The 19,320-nt window shown below is 58.5% G+C and carries 16 protein-coding genes; 10 read left to right on the top strand and 6 right to left on the bottom strand.

Annotated features, from left to right (window positions below; genetic code table 11):
- Positions 1–190: 190 nt before the first annotated feature.
- Both F1C16_RS18595 and treA read right to left on the bottom strand, forming a co-directional pair.
- Complete coding sequence (locus F1C16_RS18595) at positions 191–1,456, bottom strand: MFS transporter (protein WP_185282089.1); 1,266 nt, start codon at positions 1,454–1,456, stop codon at positions 191–193.
- A 196-nt stretch (positions 1,457–1,652) separates the two neighbouring features.
- Entirely contained in the window at positions 1,653–3,218 is a 1,566-nt protein-coding gene (gene treA / locus F1C16_RS18590) for an alpha,alpha-trehalase TreA (protein ID WP_185282088.1), read from the bottom strand.
- 255 nt (positions 3,219–3,473) lie between these two features.
- Here treA and F1C16_RS18585 point away from each other — a divergent pair, with 255 nt between their 5' ends.
- The 3 genes from F1C16_RS18585 to F1C16_RS18575 all read left to right on the top strand — a co-directional run bounded on the left by F1C16_RS18585 (position 3,474) and on the right by F1C16_RS18575 (position 6,543).
- A complete protein-coding gene (locus F1C16_RS18585) occupies positions 3,474–4,280 on the top strand; it encodes a hypothetical protein (protein ID WP_185282087.1) in 807 nt (268 codons plus the stop codon).
- A gap of 249 nt (positions 4,281–4,529) precedes the next feature.
- Positions 4,530–4,847: a hypothetical protein gene (locus F1C16_RS18580; RefSeq protein ID WP_185282086.1), complete on the top strand. Its 318-nt coding sequence runs from the start codon at positions 4,530–4,532 to the stop codon at positions 4,845–4,847.
- Between the two features lie 58 nt (positions 4,848–4,905).
- Positions 4,906–6,543 carry a catalase gene (locus F1C16_RS18575; RefSeq protein ID WP_185282085.1) on the top strand — a complete coding sequence of 546 codons (1,638 nt, stop codon included), beginning with the start codon at positions 4,906–4,908 and terminating at the stop codon, positions 6,541–6,543.
- Positions 6,544–6,942: 399 nt separating this feature from the next.
- On the opposite strand, the gene F1C16_RS18570 is transcribed toward F1C16_RS18575, so the two are convergent.
- The gene (locus tag F1C16_RS18570) at positions 6,943–7,875 is read right to left on the bottom strand and encodes a cation diffusion facilitator family transporter (protein WP_185282084.1); all 933 of its coding nucleotides are present in this window, start codon (positions 7,873–7,875) and stop codon (positions 6,943–6,945) included.
- Positions 7,876–8,017: 142 nt separating this feature from the next.
- Here F1C16_RS18570 and F1C16_RS18565 point away from each other — a divergent pair, with 142 nt between their 5' ends.
- Positions 8,018–9,373, top strand: coding sequence for an NAD(P)/FAD-dependent oxidoreductase (locus F1C16_RS18565; protein WP_185282083.1), 1,356 nt, complete (start codon positions 8,018–8,020; stop codon positions 9,371–9,373).
- On the opposite strand, the gene F1C16_RS18560 is transcribed toward F1C16_RS18565, so the two are convergent.
- The 3 genes from F1C16_RS18560 to F1C16_RS18550 form a co-directional block, all read right to left on the bottom strand.
- Positions 9,370–10,374 carry a glycoside hydrolase family 43 protein gene (locus F1C16_RS18560; RefSeq protein ID WP_185282082.1) on the bottom strand — a complete coding sequence of 335 codons (1,005 nt, stop codon included), beginning with the start codon at positions 10,372–10,374 and terminating at the stop codon, positions 9,370–9,372. The genes F1C16_RS18565 and F1C16_RS18560 overlap by 4 nt on opposite strands.
- A gap of 173 nt (positions 10,375–10,547) precedes the next feature.
- Positions 10,548–10,991 (bottom strand): hypothetical protein, encoded by a 444-nt coding sequence (locus tag F1C16_RS18555; RefSeq protein WP_185282081.1) that lies wholly within the window; start codon positions 10,989–10,991, stop codon positions 10,548–10,550.
- Between the two features lie 93 nt (positions 10,992–11,084).
- Complete coding sequence (locus F1C16_RS18550; protein ID WP_185282080.1) at positions 11,085–12,341, bottom strand: hypothetical protein; 1,257 nt, start codon at positions 12,339–12,341, stop codon at positions 11,085–11,087.
- A 179-nt stretch (positions 12,342–12,520) separates the two neighbouring features.
- On the opposite strand from F1C16_RS18550, the gene F1C16_RS18545 reads away from it, so the two are divergent.
- The 6 genes from F1C16_RS18545 to F1C16_RS18520 all read left to right on the top strand — a co-directional run bounded on the left by F1C16_RS18545 (position 12,521) and on the right by F1C16_RS18520 (position 19,296).
- Entirely contained in the window at positions 12,521–13,969 is a 1,449-nt protein-coding gene (locus F1C16_RS18545) for a Gfo/Idh/MocA family protein (RefSeq protein WP_185282079.1), read from the top strand.
- 229 nt (positions 13,970–14,198) lie between these two features.
- Positions 14,199–15,224 carry a GRP family sugar transporter gene (locus F1C16_RS18540; protein WP_185282078.1) on the top strand — a complete coding sequence of 342 codons (1,026 nt, stop codon included), beginning with the start codon at positions 14,199–14,201 and terminating at the stop codon, positions 15,222–15,224.
- 285 nt (positions 15,225–15,509) lie between these two features.
- A complete protein-coding gene (locus F1C16_RS18535) occupies positions 15,510–16,136 on the top strand; it encodes a response regulator transcription factor (RefSeq protein WP_185282077.1) in 627 nt (208 codons plus the stop codon).
- Between the two features lie 114 nt (positions 16,137–16,250).
- Entirely contained in the window at positions 16,251–17,873 is a 1,623-nt protein-coding gene (locus F1C16_RS18530) for a Na+/H+ antiporter (protein WP_185282076.1), read from the top strand.
- Between the two features lie 165 nt (positions 17,874–18,038).
- The gene (locus tag F1C16_RS18525) at positions 18,039–18,704 is read left to right on the top strand and encodes a hypothetical protein (protein ID WP_185282075.1); all 666 of its coding nucleotides are present in this window, start codon (positions 18,039–18,041) and stop codon (positions 18,702–18,704) included.
- A gap of 139 nt (positions 18,705–18,843) precedes the next feature.
- Positions 18,844–19,296 carry a phosphatase PAP2 family protein gene (locus F1C16_RS18520; RefSeq protein WP_185282074.1) on the top strand — a complete coding sequence of 151 codons (453 nt, stop codon included), beginning with the start codon at positions 18,844–18,846 and terminating at the stop codon, positions 19,294–19,296.
- The last annotated feature ends 24 nt before the right edge of the window (positions 19,297–19,320 follow it).

Below are 19,320 nucleotides of genomic sequence, written 5' to 3'. Positions count from 1 at the left end.
ACGTTTGGCGATTGGTTAGGTGCTGCGCTATGCAACGAAATTCTGCTGTATTACTAATAGCAGTTTCTACGTTGCTATCTGTTTAGGCTATCTAGGAACGGTGTAGAAACGCCTACTTGCGTCTCATCGGCCGCGCCGGATGCACAAAATCGTTCAACGATGAGACGCAAGTAGGCGTCTCTACACCGTTCTACACAGGCACCGCTGTTTCAGAAACCGGCTCGGCGGCCGCAGGTTGCAACGACGCTTCGCGTGACTTGCGGCGCAGCGTGCGCAGATGCAACACCCCAATCAGTAGCGTAAGAATACCCTCTGCTAATACTGTGTTCTGCACGCCAATGTGCTCCGACACAGCGCCTACCAGCAGGCTACCCAACGGCACCAGCCCTGCATAGGCCAGCACATAGAGGCTCAGTACCCGCCCCCGTAGTGCGGGCTCCACGGTTGTTTGAAGCAGGGTATTGCTGATGGTGATTTGCGACATCATCCCAAACGCGCCGAGTACCAAAAACAACAACGCCAGTGGATACCACGGCGCATGCGAAAACAGCAGCAGCCCTACCCCAAAGATGAAGGTATTCACCGTGAGCACCTTGCTCAGGTTGACGCTGGCTTTCAACGACGCCAGAAAAATGGCCCCGATAAAGGCGCCCAGGCCAATGGCCCCATCCAGCATGCCAAAGGTGCTGGCCGTACCACCAAAAACGTCCTTGGCATACACGGGTAGCAGCGTAGTGAAGGGTAGGGCCAGCAGGCTGGCGAGGGCTAGCATCAGAAGAATGTGCCGGATAGCCGGTGTTGCGGCCACATAGGCCAGCCCGTCGCGTAGCTCAGCCAGCATGTTTTTCGTGTGTAGCTTGGCTACGTAGGGCGGCAGCCGAATAGCCAGCAGCGAACCAATGACGGCCACAAAGCTCAGCGCGTTCAGCCCAAAACAGGCCACCGCGCCCAGGTGCTCCAGCGCAAAGCCCGCCAAAGCCGGGCCTACCAGCTTGGCCAGATTCACCATCGAAGAATTCAGCGCCAGGGCGTTGGGCAAGTCCTGTCGGTTCTTGATCAGCTCGGGTACCAGCGACTGGCGGGCCGGCACGTCGAAGCCGTTGATGATGCCCAGCATGGCGCTCAGGCCGATGATGCCCCACACTGCATCCGGCCGTTGCCAGATCAGGAGCGTGAGCAGCAGCGCCTGTATCATGGAGAACACCTGCGTGAGCAGCAGCACGCGGTAACGCTGGTAGCGGTCGGCTACCCCGCCGCCGAGAAAAGAGAAAATAGCGGCCGGAAACAGGGTAGCAAATACGCTTATTCCCAACATCAACTTGGAGTTGGTATGCGAATACACCACCCAGCTAACGGCCGTTTTCTGCATCCAGGTACCCAAGAGCGACAACGACTGCCCACCAAAATACAACCGGTAGTTGCGGCTACGAAAGGCGCGAAAGGTGCTCAAATTCATGCGTGAGATACTGCAATCCGCGTCTAAAGCGGTTTTGTGCTTTGTGTAGGGTAGTGCGAACTATGTCGTTCGCAACTCACCTCACGGGCCGTACAACAGCGTAGCTACGCGAACAACACAACCCGCACCATATTATAACAATCAAGGAGTCACATATACTATGTGATATATAGTGGTGCCTAACAGCTTATACCCACTACTTCTGGCGTTGCTTCTGCTCGTTGAGAAGTTTTAGCAAGACGCCATTGGTCCAGCCGAAGCCATCTTGCAAAGGGTACTCGCCACCACCCGCGGTTTTGTGAATGTCCTCCACGTTGTACTTCTCAAGCAGCTTGCCGGTTTCCCGAAACACGCGCACGTTCAGGCTGGTCCAGCGGTGGGCTACGGTATCGGCCAGGGCGTGGTGCTGGTAGCGGCGCAGGCCCTGCACAGCCAGGTATTGCAGGGGCGCCCAGGCGTTGGGCGCGTCCCACTGCTGACCGCTTTCGTTGCTGGTAGTAAGCAGGCCCCCATCGCGCAGAAACTCGCTTTCGAGGCGGCGGGCGGCTTTGCTAGCTTGCCCCTTGGTTGCTACCCCGTAGGCCAGCGGAAACACGCCAGCCAGGGTATGGATGCTGGCCCGGCGTCGCTCGGGCAAGTCATAGTCGACGTACCAACCAGCCTGCCTGTCCCAGCAATAGCGCTGAATGGCCTTTGCCCGGCTTTTCGCTTTCTGCTGATACAAGGCTGCTTGCGCTTTATTACCCTCCTGCTGGTAGGCGCGGGCCAAGGTTTGCTCCAACACCAGCACCAGACAGTTCAAATCGACGGGTACCAGGTTGGTGGTTTCGATGGTGGCCATGGTATTAGCGGGGCCAAACCAGCGCGTACTGAAATCCCAGCCCGAGGCGGCGGCGGCGCGCACATTGCGGTAGAACTCCGGCAGCGGCTGCCGCGTGAGCTTGCCGGCCGCCACATCCTCGGCGTAGGACTCTTCGCGGGGCTGGTCGCTGCTGTCCCAGTAGCGGTTCAGCAGCTCGCCCTTGGGCATGCGCACCACGCGGCGGGTAGCCTGGCCGGGTTGCAGGGAGTCGGCGCCGGCCATCCAGTAGGCGTACTCCTTTTCGAGTTGGGGGCGGTAGTGGGCCAGGGTAGCGGGCGTGCCTTCGGCCTGGGCCAATAGCTGCACCATCTGGGCAAAAAACGGCGGCTGCGAGCGGGTGAGGTAGTAGGTGCGGTTGCCGTTCGGGATGAACCCTACCTGGTCAATCAGGTAGGCAAAATTGTCTACCATATCGCGCACCTGCTGGGTGCGGCCTGCCTCTTGTAGTCCCAACATCGTGAAGTACGAATCCCAATAATATACCTCCCGGAAGCGCCCGCCCGGCACTACGTAGGACTTGGGTAGCGCCACCAGCGACGAGTAGGGAGGTGCCGTAACCCGCGCCGGGCGGCGCAGCACCGTCCAGAGCGTGTCGAGATGGGCCCGGATGCCGGCGGCCACGTTGCTGTGGTAGGTGGCAGTATCCTCAGCGGGCAGCGCGAAGTAGCGCTGGGTAAAGGCTTTCAAGTCGAAGCCGGGCTGATCCTTTTCTCGTTGGTAGGCGCTCATCACCTCGGCCGGCGGCACGATGGGCAGCAGGTCCACGAAGGTTTTGTTGTCGGGATACACGCGGCCCAGCTGCACGGCCTCAAACAGGCCGGGGTAGAGCTGCCGGGGCGAGGGTTGGGCATAGGCCACACCAGTAGCCAAGAGCAGAAAACAGAGCAGAACGTTCTTCATCGTCATCGTGGGTAGTGTCGGGAAGGGTATCTGCGGAAAACGCAGCCACGGCGCAGAAGTTGGCACAGCCCCTACCCTGCTCTCTGTGCTTGTCCACAGTTCGCTTTACTTAAGGCCCTGAGAAGCACGCTTGTCCCTTGTCGTACTGGTCGTTATATGCACAATATCAAAATCTTTTTATATTACCATAACATTATCAACACATTACGTAAAAGAGAACCTTTCCCTATCCTTTCCTATACTTCATCCTACTCTATGGAAAACACCTCAACCCTAGAAAGAACGCCGCCGGTTACGTCCATTCATACTCCTTCTCAGCTAACCAGCAAGGGTAGAGTGGTGCGGGCTTTTCCCAGCGCCATTTTCAAGTATTTGCTCATTGGGTTTGGCATTTTGGTGGCCATGCAGTTGCTGATTGTGGCGGAGTTCGTGAATGACATCCGGCCCGGTCGCCTACTGTTCGAGAAGTTCTATTTCGACCGCGAGGCCAACTTTCCGGCTTTCTTCTCGGCGTTCATTCTCTTTTTCTCTTCGCTTCTGCTGGCTGTTATTGCTTCTTTGAAACGGCAGGACCAGGATGGTTTCTGGCGGCAGTGGCAGGGGCTCAGCTTCGTGTTCCTGTTTCTGGCCCTCGATGAAAGCGTGAGCTTGCACGAACTCCTGATTGAGCCCTTGCACAACATGTTCAATCTCACAGGCTACCTGCGGTTTTCGTGGGTGATAGTGGGCGGACTGTTTGCGATGGTGTTTGCGGTGGCCTACCTCAAGTTCCTGTTCTCGCTGTCGCCACAGATGCGGTTGCGCTTTATTCTGGCCGGGGCCGTGTTCGTGCTGGGCGCGGTGGTGTTTGAAATGCTGGGCGGCAACTACTTCACCGACGGCAACCCCGACCCGACCACCGACAACCAGACGCCTACCTACCTCGTCATTATGACGCTGGAAGAGGCCTTTGAAATGGCGGGTATTCTACTGTTCATTTCCACGCTGTTTGCCTACATCAAGCAGCACTACAATAAGCTCATTATTTCCGTTGAGCAGCCTGGAGAAGTGGTAAGGGTGTGAAATGGCGAGTTGTGACGTAGAAAAAATTCTGTCATCCTGAGTGCAGCGAAGGACCTTCTCACGCTAGGGTCCGTAAACCAGGAAATAGCAAGGCCGTCATGCTTCGCAAACCGCGGCAGGACGGCCTAATTGTTTGCTGTATACTTGCTTCCAAACGATGAATGCCGGAGCATGGCGTTCTAACGTGAGAAGGTCCTTCGCTGCACTCAGGATGACAGACGCGTTTTCTTTCACCATTTCACTATTTCAATGCCTGATTTGCTGCTGACTGTGGCGCATAGCTTCCGGGTGCCGGGGCTGGGCATGGTGGCGCTACCCGCCGAAGCAGCCCCGCGTCTCCTACCCCTGGACCTGCACACGCCCTTGGCGGTGACGGTCATTTTTCCGGACAATCATAGTGAATCTGTGACGGCCACTGTGGAGGAGATTGAGCACGTAGGCACCACCCGGCGCGGACTTTTATTGGAGTTCACAACACCTACTTCCCTACCCCCTGGCACCCGTGTCGTATCAACGGAGGCTATGCTGGTATCGAATAATTCAATGGGAAATCCGTACCTTTTCTAAACTCAAGTCAGTTTATAGCAGTTATTTCGGGGCACCAAAACCATCCAACATTACCACTATGGCAGACGAAACCAACAACGGCCAGCACACGCCCGCCGACGGTACCGGCACCGCCGTGAACGGCGTAGGCTCTTCGCACGACCAGCGCACCGCTGACGGCGAAAACGCCCAAACCCTGACCACCCGCCAGGGCCACCCGCTGACCAACAACCAGAACCTGCGCACCGTGGGCAACCGCGGTCCGGCTACACTGGAGAACTACCAGTTCATTGAGAAAATCAGCCATTTTGACCGCGAACGGGTACCCGAGCGCGTGGTGCACGCCCGCGGTGCTGGTGCGCACGGCACGTTTGAAGCCTACGGCAAGGTAGGCGACGAGCCCATTGAGAAATACACCCGCGCTAAGCTGTTCAACACCAAAGGCAAAGAAACGCCCGTGTTCGTGCGCTTCTCTACGGTGGGCCACGGCGGCCACTCGCCCGAAACCCTGCGCGACCCGCGCGGCTTCGCGGTGAAATTCTACACCGAAGATGGCAACTGGGACTTGGTAGGCAACAACCTGAAAGTGTTCTTCATCCGCGACGCGATGAAGTTCCCAGACCTGATTCACTCGCAGAAGCCCGACCCGGTGCACAACCGCCAGACCGGCGAGCGGATTTTCGACTTCATCTGCAACACGCCCGAGGCGATGCACATGGTATCGTTCCTGTTCTCGCCCTGGGGCATTCCGGCCAACTACCGCCAGATGCAGGGCTCGGGTGTGAACACCTATAAGTGGGTGAACAAAGACGGCGACGCCGTGCTGGTGAAGTACCACTGGGAGCCCATGCAGGGCATCAAAAACCTGACTGCCGGCGAAGCCGAGAAGATTCAGGCCAAGAACTTCAACCACGCTACCCAAGACCTGTACGAGAACATCAAGAAGGGCAACTTCCCTAAGTGGGAGCTGCGCGTGCAGATCATGTCGGACGACGAGCACCCGGAGCTAGACTTCGATCCGCTTGACGACACCAAGATTTGGCCCGAAGACCAGTTCCCGCACCTGCCCGTGGGCATGATGACGCTGAACAAGAACCCTGAGAACTACTTCGCGGAGGTAGAGCAGGCGGCTTTCGGTACCGGCGTACTGGTAGACGGCCTCGATTTCTCGGACGACAAGATGCTGCAAGGCCGCACCTTCTCTTATTCCGACACGCAGCGCTACCGCGTGGGTGCCAACTACCTGCAACTGCCCATCAACGCGCCTAAAAAGCACGTGAGCACCAACCAGCGTGATGGCCAGATGACCTACCACGTGGATTCGGCCCCTGGCCAGAACAACCACGTGAACTACGAGCCTTCGTCGCTGAACGGCCTGAAGGAGGCCCCCCGCTCGGCTCCCGACCACACGCCGCAGTACACCGGCCGCCTGGTACGCCAGACCATCGACCGCGAAAACAACTTCAAGCAAGCAGGTGAGCGGTACCGCACACACGAAGACTGGGAGCGCGACGACCTGATCAACAACATGTCGGGTGCGCTGGCTGATGCCGCTGAAGTGATTCAGCAGAAGATGATTGAGCTGTGCACCAACTGCGACCCCGAGTGGGGCCAGCGCCTGCGCGACGGCATTGCCGAGAAGAAGAGCATGATGATGAAGGACGAAGAAGCTGTGGAGCAAGCCGAAGAGCTAGCCCACGATGCCAAGCCGTACTAACTCGTTCGTAGCTTATTTTGAAAAAGGGGGCGCTGACAGTAGTCAGCGCCCCCTTTTTTTGTTGGAATTTTGAAGTAATGAAAGAGGCTGTTTGGGTTAGCGGAAAAGGTATCTGAAACGGTGTAGAGACGCATACTTGCGTCTCGTCGTTGAACGCCAACCACCCAAATCGTTCAACGACGAGACGCAAGTATGCGTCTCTACACCGTTCAGTGGTAACTCAAACCAGTTTCTAAACAAAAGTGCCTGTCATCCTGAGCTTGCGAAGGACCTTCTCACGGTAGAACGAGTCGTTGTTACGCTTGTCGTTCTACCGTGAGAAGGTCCTTCGCAAGCTCAGGATGACAGACGTTTTTATTATTCACCACCTCACAATTTCACTACTCACCATCTCACCATTCACTCCATCGGCTGGATAAACACGTGCTTGATGTGCGGCAGCTTCTGTTGCACGGCAGCCTGCACGCGCACCACAGCAGCCGCTACCTCCTGCGCCGACTGCTCCGGCTGGAACCGCACGCGCACTACTACCAACAACTCCTCCGGCCCTAGGTAGCTGGAAAGCGGTTCTTCAGCCGCGACAACGGCTTTGTCTTCACGTACCACTTCGGTCACGTGTTGCAGCACGTCGGCCTCGGCAGGTTCGCCCATCAGTAGGCTTTTGGTTTCGCGTAGCAGCAGGCCCGCCACAATCAATAGAATGACGCCGATGCCGAGAGAGGCTACCCCATCGAGGGCGGGTATGTTGAGCGTGTGGCTGAGGTAGACGCCCAGAAAGGCAACGGAGAGGCCAAGTAAATCGGCGGCGTCCTCGAACAGCACCACGAAGGTGCCGGGGTCTTTGCTGCTGTGGAAAGCCCGCCAGAACCCTACCCCCCGGCGCTGGGCGTTGAAGGTGCGGCGGGCCAGCAGAAACGAGCCGCCGTCGAGTAGGAAGGCAATGCCCAACACCCAATAGTTCCAGGTAGGGTCGCTGAGAGGCTCGGGGTGACGCAGGTGCTCCACGCCTTCGTAGAGCGACACACCGCCGCCAATCCCAAAGATGCACACCGACACCACAAAGGCCCAGAAGTACAGCTCGCGCCCGTAGCCGAACGGCCGGCGCGCATCGGCGGGGCGCTGGCTGCGGCTCAGGCCTAGCAGCAACAGCCACTCGTTGATGGTATCGACCAGAGAGTGAATGCCTTCTGACAGCATAGCCGAGCTGCCCGTGAAATAAGAAGCCACAAACTTGACGATGGCAATAGCCAGATTGGCCGCCAGTGCTCCGAAAATGGCAATTTTAGAAGATGGCTGTTCGGGCGCCGCCGACTCAGGAGTAGTAGAATTCACGCGGGAGAGGAGAATAAAATGTGGAAATGGCTATACGCAAAGGATGCCTGGCTGGCTACCGCCCGCCTGTCGTTGCAACAGTAGCTGGACTTTTGAGGTATAGGGTAGCAACCTTTTCCCGATTCTCTTTAACTACTTCAGCATGGAAGATTTAGCCAAACTAACAGACCTCGGCAAACCCCGTGTGGTGATAGTGGGAGGCGGTTTTGCCGGTCTGGAGTTAGCCAAGCAGCTCCGCGACGTGCCCGTGCAGGTGGTGCTCATCGATAAGCAGAACTACCACAACTTCCAGCCCCTGCTTTACCAGGTAGCCACGGCGGGCCTCGATGCCAGTGATATTGTATCGCCCTTCCGCAAGATTCTGGGGCGGCAGAAAAACTTCTACTTCCGCATGGCAGAGGTGCAGTCGGTGGATGCTGATGCCCATGTGCTCCAGACGTCCATCGGCCTGATCAATTACGATTATCTGGTTATTGCAACTGGCTCTACCACCAACTACTTTGGCGACGACCAAATGGAGGCAAATGCCATTGCCATCAAGTCGATAGAAGATGCCATTGAGCTGCGCAACACGGTGCTGGCCAACTTCGAAAAGGCCCTGCAAATGGGCGACGCCGAGCAGATGAACAGCCTGCTGGACTTCGTAATTGTGGGCGGTGGCCCTACCGGCGTGGAAGTGGCCGGCGCCCTCAGCGAATTGCGCAAGCACGTATTTCCGTGCGACTACAAAGAGCTGGATTTCAAACAAATGGATATTCACTTGATCCAGAGCGGACCGGTCTTGCTAAAAGGGATGTCGGCGGAGGCTTCGCAGAAATCGTTGGAATACCTGGAGGAGTATGGCGTGAAAGTGGTACTGAATAGCCGGGTGAAGTCCTACGATGGCTACACTGTGACGCTCAGCACCGGCGAAACACTGATTACGCGCACGCTTATTTGGGCGGCCGGCGTGACGGGCGCCCCCATACCCGGCCTGCGCCCTGAGGCTTTGCTGAAAGGCAATCGGTATAAGGTAGACGAATACAGCCGCGTAGAAGGCTACACCAATGTATTTGCCCTCGGCGACATTGCCTCCATGCAAACCCCGGAGTTTCCGGAGGGTCACCCCATGGTGGCGCAGCCAGCCCTGCAACAGGGCCGGCTATTGGGCCACAACCTACCCCGACTGCTGAACGGCCACCCCCTGGAGCCTTTTCGCTACGACGACAAAGGCGCCATGGCTACTGTGGGCCGCAACCGCGCCGTGGCCGACCTGAAGCTACCCGGCGGCAAGGATTACCGCACGCAAGGCCTGCTGGCCTGGCTGATGTGGACGTTTATCCACGTCATTTCGCTGGTGAGCTTCCGCAACCGCTTTGCCGTGTTGCTCAACTGGACATGGAGCTATTTCAGCTACGACAAAGGCGACCGGTCTATCATTGGCAAAGCCAAGGACCCGTTGCGTGTAAAAATAAAGCCCCCGGTAGAGCAAATGGTGACCGAGCCACTGAAGGACTAGGACTTTTCTTCGCTTATAGGCGCCGGCTGCGGCGTGTGGGTAGGGTGCCCGTCGGGCAGTAGGCGGGGCCAGCCGTTTTCGTACACCACGCGGTCTAGCAGCATAACGCGCCGAGAGAAGCCCTGTTCATCGTTGATGGCATCGAAGGTAGGCTGGCGTGGGTCGATGGCGTGGTAGGCCAGCCAGTCTTGGCCGGCCGCATCGGTGATAAGGCAATTGTGGCCAGGCGCATGCCAGTGCGCGTTGCCGGTGAGGATGGTACTGTCGGGGCGGCCGGTGGCCTGGGCCAGCGTTTCGAAAGGACCGGTGGCGTGGCGGGCACGGGCTATCATTACGCCGTAGTGGGCATCGGGGCCACAGCAGTTATTGCCGGAGTAGAACAGGTAGTACCAGTCGTTGCGCAGCACCACCCAGCTACCCTCAATCAGGTGCTGGTACTCATCGGCGCTACCCGGCACGTCGGGCTGTACTAGCTCTACTTCCTGGCTATTAGGCGCAAACAACAGCCGATCGGGTGCCAGTTCGCGCACGCGCAACGGCCCGAAGCCGGAGCCCCAGTACAGCAGCCGTTTGCCAGTAGCGGGGTCGTCGAAAGCCATCGGGTCGATGTGCTCGAAGCCGGTTTCACCACAGAGCAGCGGCTCGCCATTGTCTACGAAAGGGCCAGTTGGGTGCTCGGCGGTGGCTACGGCCAGGCAAAGTCCGGCGCCGCTATCGGGCTGGGCCGAGTAGTAGAGGTAGTAGCGGCCATCTGCCTCGCTCACGTGGGGTGCCCACAGCCGCTGGGTGGCACTAGCCCAGCGGGGCTTGTGGGGTAGGGCCTCACCCAGCCATTCCCACTGCACCAAATCTTGCGAGCGGGCCACCTGCAAGTTGATAATCACCCCGTCGCGCTTGGTTTGCGTGCCGTAGGCGTAGTAGAATCCGTCTTTTGCCCGGATAATGGTAGGGTCCGGAAAATCGTCGTCGAGGATGGGGTTGGTGTAGGTAGGGCTCGGCATAGTAGTGGTGAAGTTGTGAATGAAATCCGTCTGTCATCCTGAGCGAAGGACCTTCTCACGCTGATACGAGTCGTTGGTACGCTTGTCGTTCTAACGTGAGAAGGCCCTTCGCAGGCTCAGGATGACACAGACGTTTTTTTACTCACCACCTCACCTCTCACTACTTCAAAACCTCACAACCTCACCATTTCACCCTTCCTCATCGGGCAGTGGGAGTCGAGCCAAGCGATGGCGGCTTGCTCCTCCAGAAAGCGACCTATCTGGTAGGGTAGGGTATCGAAGTAGGACAGCGGCAAAAGCGACGTATCGGCTTCCAATGCCTGCAAATGCACGGGCGCCAGCAGAAAAGCCAGATGCACCCGGCCTTGCAGCCGGCTTGCCAGCTGCGGATAAAACACCTCCATCATCCATGGAATACCGTTCTGGTTGGTATGGTCGCGGCGGCGGGCATCAATCAGCCAGCGCATGCACCCGCAGGTGGTAGCGGCATTCAGCATCAGGTTGTAGCCTTGCTGCATTTCTGCCAAAGCAGGATTGCGCATCCACCGGCCTACCAGCAGGTCCAGATCGGCCCGATACGTGAGGTCTAAGTAGTCCGGCGATAGTAGCTTATCCATAAGTGAAGGGCAGGAAAACAGTGCGGTATAGTAATCGTTGGCAGGCCACCAAAAATGCGGCCAATTAGCACTATTTTCAGGATAAGCTACCGCCTAAAACACCTCGCCCACATTGAATGACAGCGCCCGCGAGCCGTCAAACCCAAAGCCGTAATCGATGGACAGGTTGGTGCGCGAGAGCTTGTTCATGGCCACGCGCAGCCCTACCCCCACGGCGGGCACCACCTTCTCGAATTGGTTGGTAGCGGGCTCCGATATGGTTTGTGCATTGCCGAACGCTACGCCGCCTAGCAGCCGGTTGCGCGTGATGCGAAACCGATACTCGGCCTCGGCATACAGCATGTCTTTGCCCCGAAAGCGCCCCTGAATGAAGCCACGGCCAGTATTGTTGTAGGTATCCCAGCCCGTACTGGGCAGGTCGAGGTAGGGCGGCGTGCCTTGCAGCGTGATGCTATTATACGACCACAGGGCTAGCATATTGCCGGAGCCTTCACGCAGGCGCAGGTAGCGGCGGGCCTCCAAGAGTAGCGTTTGATAGGTAACGGTGCTTCCCAACAGCTTCAGGTTGGGGCGGTACAGCAAGTTCACATAGGCGCCGCCCGGCTGGGGGTTGATGGCGTTGCCGCGCGAGTCGTAGAGCAGGTTCAGGGCCACCCCCGATGACACCGACGAGCCCGTAATACCTTGCTCGTAGCCCGAAATGCGGGCTACCTCCTGCCCGTCGCTGGTGCTTTCGATGCCCCAATGATAATCGAGCTGGTAGCCCAGGCCGCCGTAGAAGTTGGGCAAGATGCGGCGCAGCATGGTTTGGTAGATGCGCAGGTAGTCGAACTCCATGTTCACCACGCCGCGGCGGGTGCTGGTGCGCGTGCCCAGGCCATAGGTGTTTTGGGGGTAGTGCATCAGGCGCCAGTCGCCAATCCAGTTGATGCGGTTGTCGGGCGTCCAGATAGAGGACGTGGCCGTCAGAATCACCTGCTTGTTCTGCGTTACGGCCAGGGCCGACACCAGCGTGGAGATGTTGGCACCGGGTTTTTGATACGCCACATTACCAGCTACTTGCAGCAGCCCGCGGGTTTGCAGCGTGTAGCTGACAACGGGAATAATAGAAACAAAGCGGTGGCCGCTTTCCAGCGTCACGGTGGTGTCGCGGGCGGCAGGACGCAGGCGCGGGAAGAAATACGTCAGCACGTCGCCCAGGTCGCGCCGGTCTTCATCGGAGGTAGCGGCCGCGGGCGCGCCGGGTTGCTGCCGCAGCGTATCAGCCGTTTGGGCACGCGTCGGCACTACGCCCGCCAGCAACAGTCCACTCAGCACCCACCACCAGCTCGAAAACAACGGCAAAACCATACGGCAAAATCAAACAAAAACTATGCTCTACGCTCGTGCTTGCGGGGCGCTTCGTCCCATCAACCGCGCCGCTACCCGAAAGTTATGTACCACGCAAGGCAGTGGGGCGGGCATTTCTTTTTGGCAGATCCTCGTACACTTCCCTTGTATCCTGTCTTCTCCATTTCACCTATCACCCTATGTCTTTCACCAACGAGCTATTGAACACCGTGCTGCGCGAAGCCGGGCGGGAAGTATCACGCAAGGAATTTCTGAATCTGGCGGGCCGCGGCCTGGCCGTGGGCGTGGCGGCCGGCACCCTGGCCAGCTGCCAGGATAAATCGGGGGCTGCAAGTGGCGGCACTGCCGCGGCTACTGTGCCCACCACCGGCACACCGGCCTCTAAGGTAGACGCCGCTACTACTTACACTGCTCCCGATGGGCAGAAAATTCCGTCGTCGGAAGCCGTGTCGCCGCCCGCCAAGGTGCCCGCCGATGTGGAAAAGCCCATTGAGTTGGAAGCTTGGAAATCGGATGTAGACCCCCAGTCCGGCCCCACCCCTACCCCCCTGCCCCCCGACCGTCGGGTAGGCTACGCGTTGGTGGGCCTGGGCCACCTCACGCTGGAGGAATTGCTGCCCGCGTTTGGGGAGTGCAAGAAATCGAAACCGGTGGCCTTGGTCAGCGGCTCGCCCGAGAAGCTGAAAAAGGTGGCCGCGCAGTACGGCATCAAGCCTGAAAGCTGCTACAGCTACGAGAACTACGAAAAGCTGAAGGACAACCCCGAGGTGCAGGCCATTTACATTGTGCTGCCCAACTCCATGCACGCCGAGTACGTGATTCGAGGGGCGCAAACCGGCAAGCACATTCTCTGCGAAAAGCCCATGGCTACCTCGCCCGAAGAGTGCCAGGCCATGATTGATGCCTGTAACAAGGCCAAAGTGAAGCTGATGATTGCGTACCGCATTCAGTACGAGCCTTACAACCGCCAAGTGCGCGACATGATACGCGACAAGAAATACGGCGAGGTGCAATACATACAAGCCCAAAACAGCCAAAGCTCGGCCAACCCCGACCACTGGCGCCACAAAAAAGCCCTGGCTGGCGGCGGCGCCCTCCCCGACATTGGCCTGTACTGCCTGAACACCTCGCGCTTCCTGCTGGGCACCGAGCCAACCGAGGTGTTTGCCTACTCCTACAGCACGCCCGGCAACCCGTTATTTAAGGAGGTAGAGGAGATGATGTCGTTTCAGCTGCGCTTCCCCAACGGCGTGGTCGTCGATAACATCACGCACTACAACACCCACGACTCGCGCTTCTACCGCGTGAACACGCAGCGGGGCTGGCTGCACCTGAACAACGCCTACGCCTACACCGGGCAGCAGCTGCAAACCTCGCACGCCGAGGGTAAAGCCCGGATGGAAAATCACATCACCATTCCCTCCAAAAACCAGTTTGCCGCCGAAATGGACCACTTCTCGGAGTGCATTCTGGACAACAAGAAGCCCCACACGCCCGGCGAAGAAGGTTTACAAGACCACCGCATTATGGCAGCCATCTACCAGTCGGCCCGCGAGGGTAGGCCCGTGAAGCTGACTCCCGTGCAGGGCACTGACGTCTTCCGCGGCCCCGAGCCGAAGGAGGCGTAGGGTAGGGTTGAGGTACAGTAATGGCGCGGAGCTGTGCCCCGTGTCTACTATTCGCAGGCCTCTGGCCTGCCGTCGTCTGCGCCACTAGGAACGCTTGAGTGCATTGTTCTGGCGATGCAGGCCAGAGGCCTGCGAATAGTAGACACGGGGCACAGCCCCGCGCCATTACTGTACCTCGTACCATTTAGTGCGACTACAGCATTATTAGTTTCTTCCCTATCCCACTACCATGTTTATCATCGAGCAAACCGGATTAGCCATTGGCGTTTGCCTACTCGCCATGCTATGCTGGGGTTCATGGTCGAACGGACAAAAGATAGCCGCCCGCGATAAGGTGCCCATCACCCTGTTTTACCGCGACTATGTGCTGGGCATTGTGCTGTGGGCGGTGGTGGCGGCTTTCACGCTGGGCAGTTTGGGAGAAGACGGGCGGCCGTTTCTGGAAGACTTGCGCAAGGCCGACTGGGCCATGTTGGGCCTGGCGCTGGCGGCGGGCGTGGCGTTCAACCTGGGCAATCAATTGCTGGTAGCAGGCATTCAGGCGGCGGGACTGGCCATTGGCATGCCTGTGGGCACCAGCATTGCGCTAGTACTGGGGCTCATAGTAAACTACCTGGCCGAGCCTGAAGGCAACGTAGCCCTGCTAACTGCCGGCGGGGCGGTGGTATTAATTTCCATTGCGTGCAGCGCCTTCGCCTACCTCAAAAAGGAAGCCGACAGCCAAGACGGTGAAGATGACGCCGAAGGCAGCAAAACCAAGGGCCTGCTGATTGCGGGTTCTGCTGGCCTAGCCAACGGGTTTTTCTTCTGGATGATTACCACCTCTATGGCCTCCGATTTTGCCGACCCCGAACGCGGGCAGCTTACGCCTTACACGGCGCTGGTGGTGTTTGCGGTGGGCATGGTCATCAGCAATCCGCTGTTCGAGCAGATCCTGCGCCGCTTCGCCGATACGCCCGAAGCCGCCCAACTCCGCTACCGCGATGTAACCACCCGGCACCACTGGGTAGGGGTAGGCAGCGGCCTGCTCTGGGGCTTAGGTATGACCTCGCTGCTAGTAGCTTCCACCGAGGCCGGCAATGCCATATCCTTCGGTATCAGCCAGGGCGCTACGGTGGTGGGCGTACTCTGGGGCTTATTTGCCTGGCGGGAATTTAAGGGTGCACCTACTACAGCTTCCCGCTGGCTGTGGGTTATGGGCGGTACTTATGTGCTGGGAGTAGGCTTGATTGTAGCGGCGCGGCTGGGTAGCTAACAAGTACCGAGAGGGTAGGGCGCCGCACATAGCGGCTCGCTGTTGCGGAAATCAACGCTGTTCGAGAAATCAGCCTGTCAGACCGACCTAATGCATCGTGTACTTGCTACAATACCACGGCCTCAATATATTCATACTATATATTTCGCAAATACCATATAGTAGGTATTGCCAAGGCTTCTGCAAAGATGGAATTTTAGCCATTACACCAATGGCAACGGCCGCAGCATTTATTCAGGCTAACGCGTTGGTTTCCAATCTCCACCCTTAACCAGCTAGGTGGTTATGGCTACTCCTTCTTTTTCCGTTTTAGTGGCGGCTACGCCCTCTTTGCAGCGCTACGGGCTGCTGGCTACGCTGCACGAAGCCTGGCCGGGCCTCACCACCGATACTACCGCCGACGCCAGCCAACTCACGTACTTAGTGCGGCGGCACAACTACAACCTGGCCATTATAGATGGCCTGCTGCCCGGCCTGCTGCTGCCCGAGCATTTGCTACCGCTGTGGCCCCGGTTGCCGGTGTTGCTGCTTACGGGCAGCCGGCTATCCGCTATAGTGCGGGAACAGCTGCTGCAGGCCGGCACGGTGGCGCTACTCCCCTACCATACTACGCCCGAGCACATCATAGAGGCGGTGGAACGGCTGCTGCGCGACCCGCGTAGTGCGTTGCTTACTTCCCCCGTGGCTACGCGTCGGACCGCGGCGCCTGCCACGGCTTTCAGCCGCCGCGAGCTGGAGGTGCTGCGGCTGGTAGTGGCCGACTGCTGCAACCAGGAAATTGCCGACCGTCTCTACCTGAGCGTGCGCACCGTGGAAAGCCACCGCCGGGCGCTGTTGCAGAAAGCTGGCGCCAAAACGCTGGTGGGCTTGGTGGTGCAAGCTGTGCGCGAGGGCTGGGTAGCAGTAGCCTGATGTGGCGTTGCAGCACCTGAGAAGGCGGCCGCTCTCGGGGTGGCTCTGTGCGAGTAGCGTTTTTGCCGGGTAGCGCCTACCTTCCGGCGTCTCACGCTCGCCTACCCGCTGCCCATGCTCCCACACAACCTGCACGCTACCATTCTGCTTATTCTGGGCCTGCTGCTGGCCATGTTACTGCTCGTGATGCTAGGGCAGAAGCTGCGCATCTCCTACCCTATTTTTCTGGTGCTGGCCGGCCTGGCGCTCAGCTTTGTGCCAGGGCTGCCCCGAATAGTCATCGACCCCGATCTGATTTTCCTAATTTTCCTACCCCCGCTGCTCTACCAGGCGGCCTGGGAAACCTCCTGGAAGGACTTCTGGCGCTGGAAACGACCCATTCTGCTGCTGGCGCTGGGGCTGGTGTTCTTCACCTCTACCCTAGTGGCCTATGCCTCCCGCCGCCTGATTCCGGGGTTCACGCTGCCGCTGGGCTTTTTGCTAGGCGGTATCATTTCTCCGCCCGATGCGGTGGCGGCCACCTCTGTGCTGAAGGGTGTGCAGGTGCCGCGGCGCATCACCAGCATTCTGGAAGGCGAAAGCCTCATCAACGATGCCAGCAGCTTGATTGTGTTTCGCTTTGCCCTGGCCACGGTGGTATCGGGCACGTTTGTGTGGCAGGAGGCTATTAGCAGTTTTCTGCTGGTGAGCGGCATGGGCGTGGTGGTAGGACTAGTGCTGGCCCACGGCTTCTACCTCATGCACCGCTACCTGCCCACTACGCCCAGCATCAACACGGTACTCACGTTCATTGCGCCTTATGGCATGTATCTGGTGGCCGAAGAGTTTCACTTTTCGGGCGTGCTGGCCGTAGTGAGCGGGGGGCTGCTGATGTCGTTTCGCTCGCACCGGGTGTTTGATGCCGATACGCGCCTGCAAGCCAACAGCGTGTGGGCCAGCGTGGGCTTTGCGCTCAATGGCTTGGTGTTTATCCTGATCGGGCTGGAGTTACCCCAGGTGGTAGAGGGGCTGGGCTCCTACTCCCTACCCCAGGCCATCACCTACGGCCTAATCATCAGTGCCTTGGTCATGCTGATTCGGTTGCTGTGGATGTTTCCAGCGGCGTTTGTGCCGCGCTGGCTGAGTGCCAGCATTCGCGCCAGCGAAACCAGTCCCGGCTGGCAAGGACCGGTGGTGATAGGCTGGGCCGGCATGCGCGGCGTGGTGTCGCTGGCCTCGGCGCTGTCGGTGCCCCTGCTGCTGACGGATGGGCAGGCATTTCCGCAGCGCAACCTGATTCTGTTTATCACCTTCGTAGTGATTCTGGTTACGCTGGTATTCCAGGGCCTCACGCTACCACTGGTCATCCGCCTGAGCGGCGTGGGCCAGCTAGAGGAGCCTATACCGGCCGAGGAGCAAGAAGCCGGCATTCGGCTGCGCCTGCGCCGCGTGGCACTTCACTACATGGCCCAACACTACGCCGCCGACGTGCAGCACAACGAGCTGATTCGGGCGTTGCAGCAGCGCATGCAGGCCGAGGCCCAGCGCACTGGCAACCTGCTCGAAGCCCTCGACTACGACGAAACTAAGCGCCAGGCCCTGCAACGCTACCACCAGGTGCTGCTGCACGTGCTGCGCGTGCAGCGCGAGGAGCTGTTTGTGCTACGCCACGAGGATGTGTTCGACGAAGAGATGTTGCGCCACCAGGAAGCCCAACTCGATCTGGACGAGGCCAAAATCAGCCACATGCCGCATTAGGATATGTAGCAGACGAGCAGTGTATCCTGCTTCCACAGAGGATAGTCAGCTCTCTGACACTCAACCCTTGAGAGCAGTAAGACGTTTAGAAATCAATACGTTACTCAGCCCTTCTTTCCGTACGGCACATCGCATCACGGGAAGACATTTTCCTCAATAAATCGTATGGATGCTCTACTTCAACCTGACGCAGTATTTGAACCTTCGGCTGTGCTGGGTCAGCAGGCGTTGCTGGGCAATATCAGCCGGGCAGTGCTGCCCATCACCACCCAGGCCGTACGGATGAGCCTGAAGTCGGTGTTCATCAACCGAGTTCGGGAATTGGGCAAAGGTGAGATTCAGGTGATTAGTGTGGTGACGGATGGCGTATCGGCGGAGCCTATTCAGCTGTGTTCGGAGGTGTACCGGAAAGTCAGAAGGCGCACCGCCCTACCCATTGGCCCCAGCGGCATCACGCTCTACCGCACCCAGGCCGATGGCAAGATTCCGCCGTTTCTGGATTACCGCATTCTGGTGATAGAGCTGGACGAAGACGTGCGCCAGGCCGGCGACCTGCTGGACCAGGTGCGCCAGGACAGCCAGTTCCAGAGCTTCCGGGATTCGCTGTTGCAGATTACCTCCTTCACCGCCCCTCAGATTTCCCTTATCGCCGCTGCTACCGACCTCACGCTCAACATCATTGCCAAGCTCCTCAAAGCCAATAAAGACGACCAACTGTTTCTGCTGCGCGGCTCCTTCGACAACGCCTTCGACGACCTGGGTGTAGGCTTCGGCGAGATGACCCAGGGGAATCGTAACGTGACGGTGAAGTACCAGGTAGAAGCGGTGTAGAAAGCAGCAAAGTAAGGCTCTGCCAGACAACCCCGGAATGTAGTATCCCCCTACCACTACTCATGTAAAGACCTAAAAATCAGTACTGGTACGGTACAACAGTCAGCCGACAGGCAACAGATTTGGGATACTTACTGGCATGGCCTCGCGCACAGCCAGCACCGTCGCCGATATCACCTGGCAACCGCTGTCGGCAATGCGTAGCGGTATACGTTTTTCGCCCAACTTTCCGGCCTATGTCTCGGACCATTCCTTCTTTGGCGCGGCCCACGCCGCGGCCATGCGCGCCTTTTTCGGCCGCGACGATATTGCCTTCACCGCAACCACTGACCCACACGCCTTATGCGACGAAAACGGCATCCGCCGCACCCGCCGCTTTAGTTCCTTTCCGCAGGCTGCCCTCAAAAATGGCTGTAGCCGGGTGTACCTTGGAGTGCATTATCAGTTTGATGCAAACGGCGGCTACGAGATAGGCACCTTGGTAGGGCAACATACAGCCAACTTGTTTCAGGCCAGCGTTGCGCAACCCGAAATGGGTACCCAGCCATGGCGTAGTCCAAGCATAGCAAAGCCAACAGACCAGGCTCTGTAAAGAGGAAGCCGGTTTGTTTATCAG

The organism is Hymenobacter sp. NBH84 (assembly GCF_014217645.1).
Taxonomy (GTDB): Bacteria; Bacteroidota; Bacteroidia; order Cytophagales; family Hymenobacteraceae; genus Hymenobacter; species Hymenobacter profundi.
Note: the sequence above shows the minus strand (reverse complement) of the source record. Positions and strands in the feature narration are given on the sequence as shown.

Bases quoted from the DNA above. Each gene is read 5' to 3' on its own strand.
- F1C16_RS18595 (WP_185282089.1), bottom strand. From the start codon at position 1,456: ATGAATTTGAGCACCTTTCGCGCCTTTCGTAGCCGCAACTACCGGTTG.
- treA (WP_185282088.1), bottom strand. From the start codon at position 3,218: ATGAAGAACGTTCTGCTCTGTTTTCTGCTCTTGGCTACTGGTGTGGCC.
- F1C16_RS18585 (WP_185282087.1), top strand. From the start codon at position 3,474: ATGGAAAACACCTCAACCCTAGAAAGAACGCCGCCGGTTACGTCCATT.
- F1C16_RS18580 (WP_185282086.1), top strand. From the start codon at position 4,530: ATGCCTGATTTGCTGCTGACTGTGGCGCATAGCTTCCGGGTGCCGGGG.
- F1C16_RS18575 (WP_185282085.1), top strand. From the start codon at position 4,906: ATGGCAGACGAAACCAACAACGGCCAGCACACGCCCGCCGACGGTACC.
- F1C16_RS18565 (WP_185282083.1), top strand. From the start codon at position 8,018: ATGGAAGATTTAGCCAAACTAACAGACCTCGGCAAACCCCGTGTGGTG.
- F1C16_RS18560 (WP_185282082.1), bottom strand. From the start codon at position 10,374: ATGCCGAGCCCTACCTACACCAACCCCATCCTCGACGACGATTTTCCG.
- F1C16_RS18555 (WP_185282081.1), bottom strand. From the start codon at position 10,991: ATGGATAAGCTACTATCGCCGGACTACTTAGACCTCACGTATCGGGCC.
- F1C16_RS18550 (WP_185282080.1), bottom strand. From the start codon at position 12,341: ATGGTTTTGCCGTTGTTTTCGAGCTGGTGGTGGGTGCTGAGTGGACTG.
- F1C16_RS18545 (WP_185282079.1), top strand. From the start codon at position 12,521: ATGTCTTTCACCAACGAGCTATTGAACACCGTGCTGCGCGAAGCCGGG.
- F1C16_RS18540 (WP_185282078.1), top strand. From the start codon at position 14,199: ATGTTTATCATCGAGCAAACCGGATTAGCCATTGGCGTTTGCCTACTC.
- F1C16_RS18535 (WP_185282077.1), top strand. From the start codon at position 15,510: ATGGCTACTCCTTCTTTTTCCGTTTTAGTGGCGGCTACGCCCTCTTTG.
- F1C16_RS18530 (WP_185282076.1), top strand. From the start codon at position 16,251: ATGCTCCCACACAACCTGCACGCTACCATTCTGCTTATTCTGGGCCTG.
- F1C16_RS18525 (WP_185282075.1), top strand. From the start codon at position 18,039: ATGGATGCTCTACTTCAACCTGACGCAGTATTTGAACCTTCGGCTGTG.
- F1C16_RS18520 (WP_185282074.1), top strand. From the start codon at position 18,844: ATGGCCTCGCGCACAGCCAGCACCGTCGCCGATATCACCTGGCAACCG.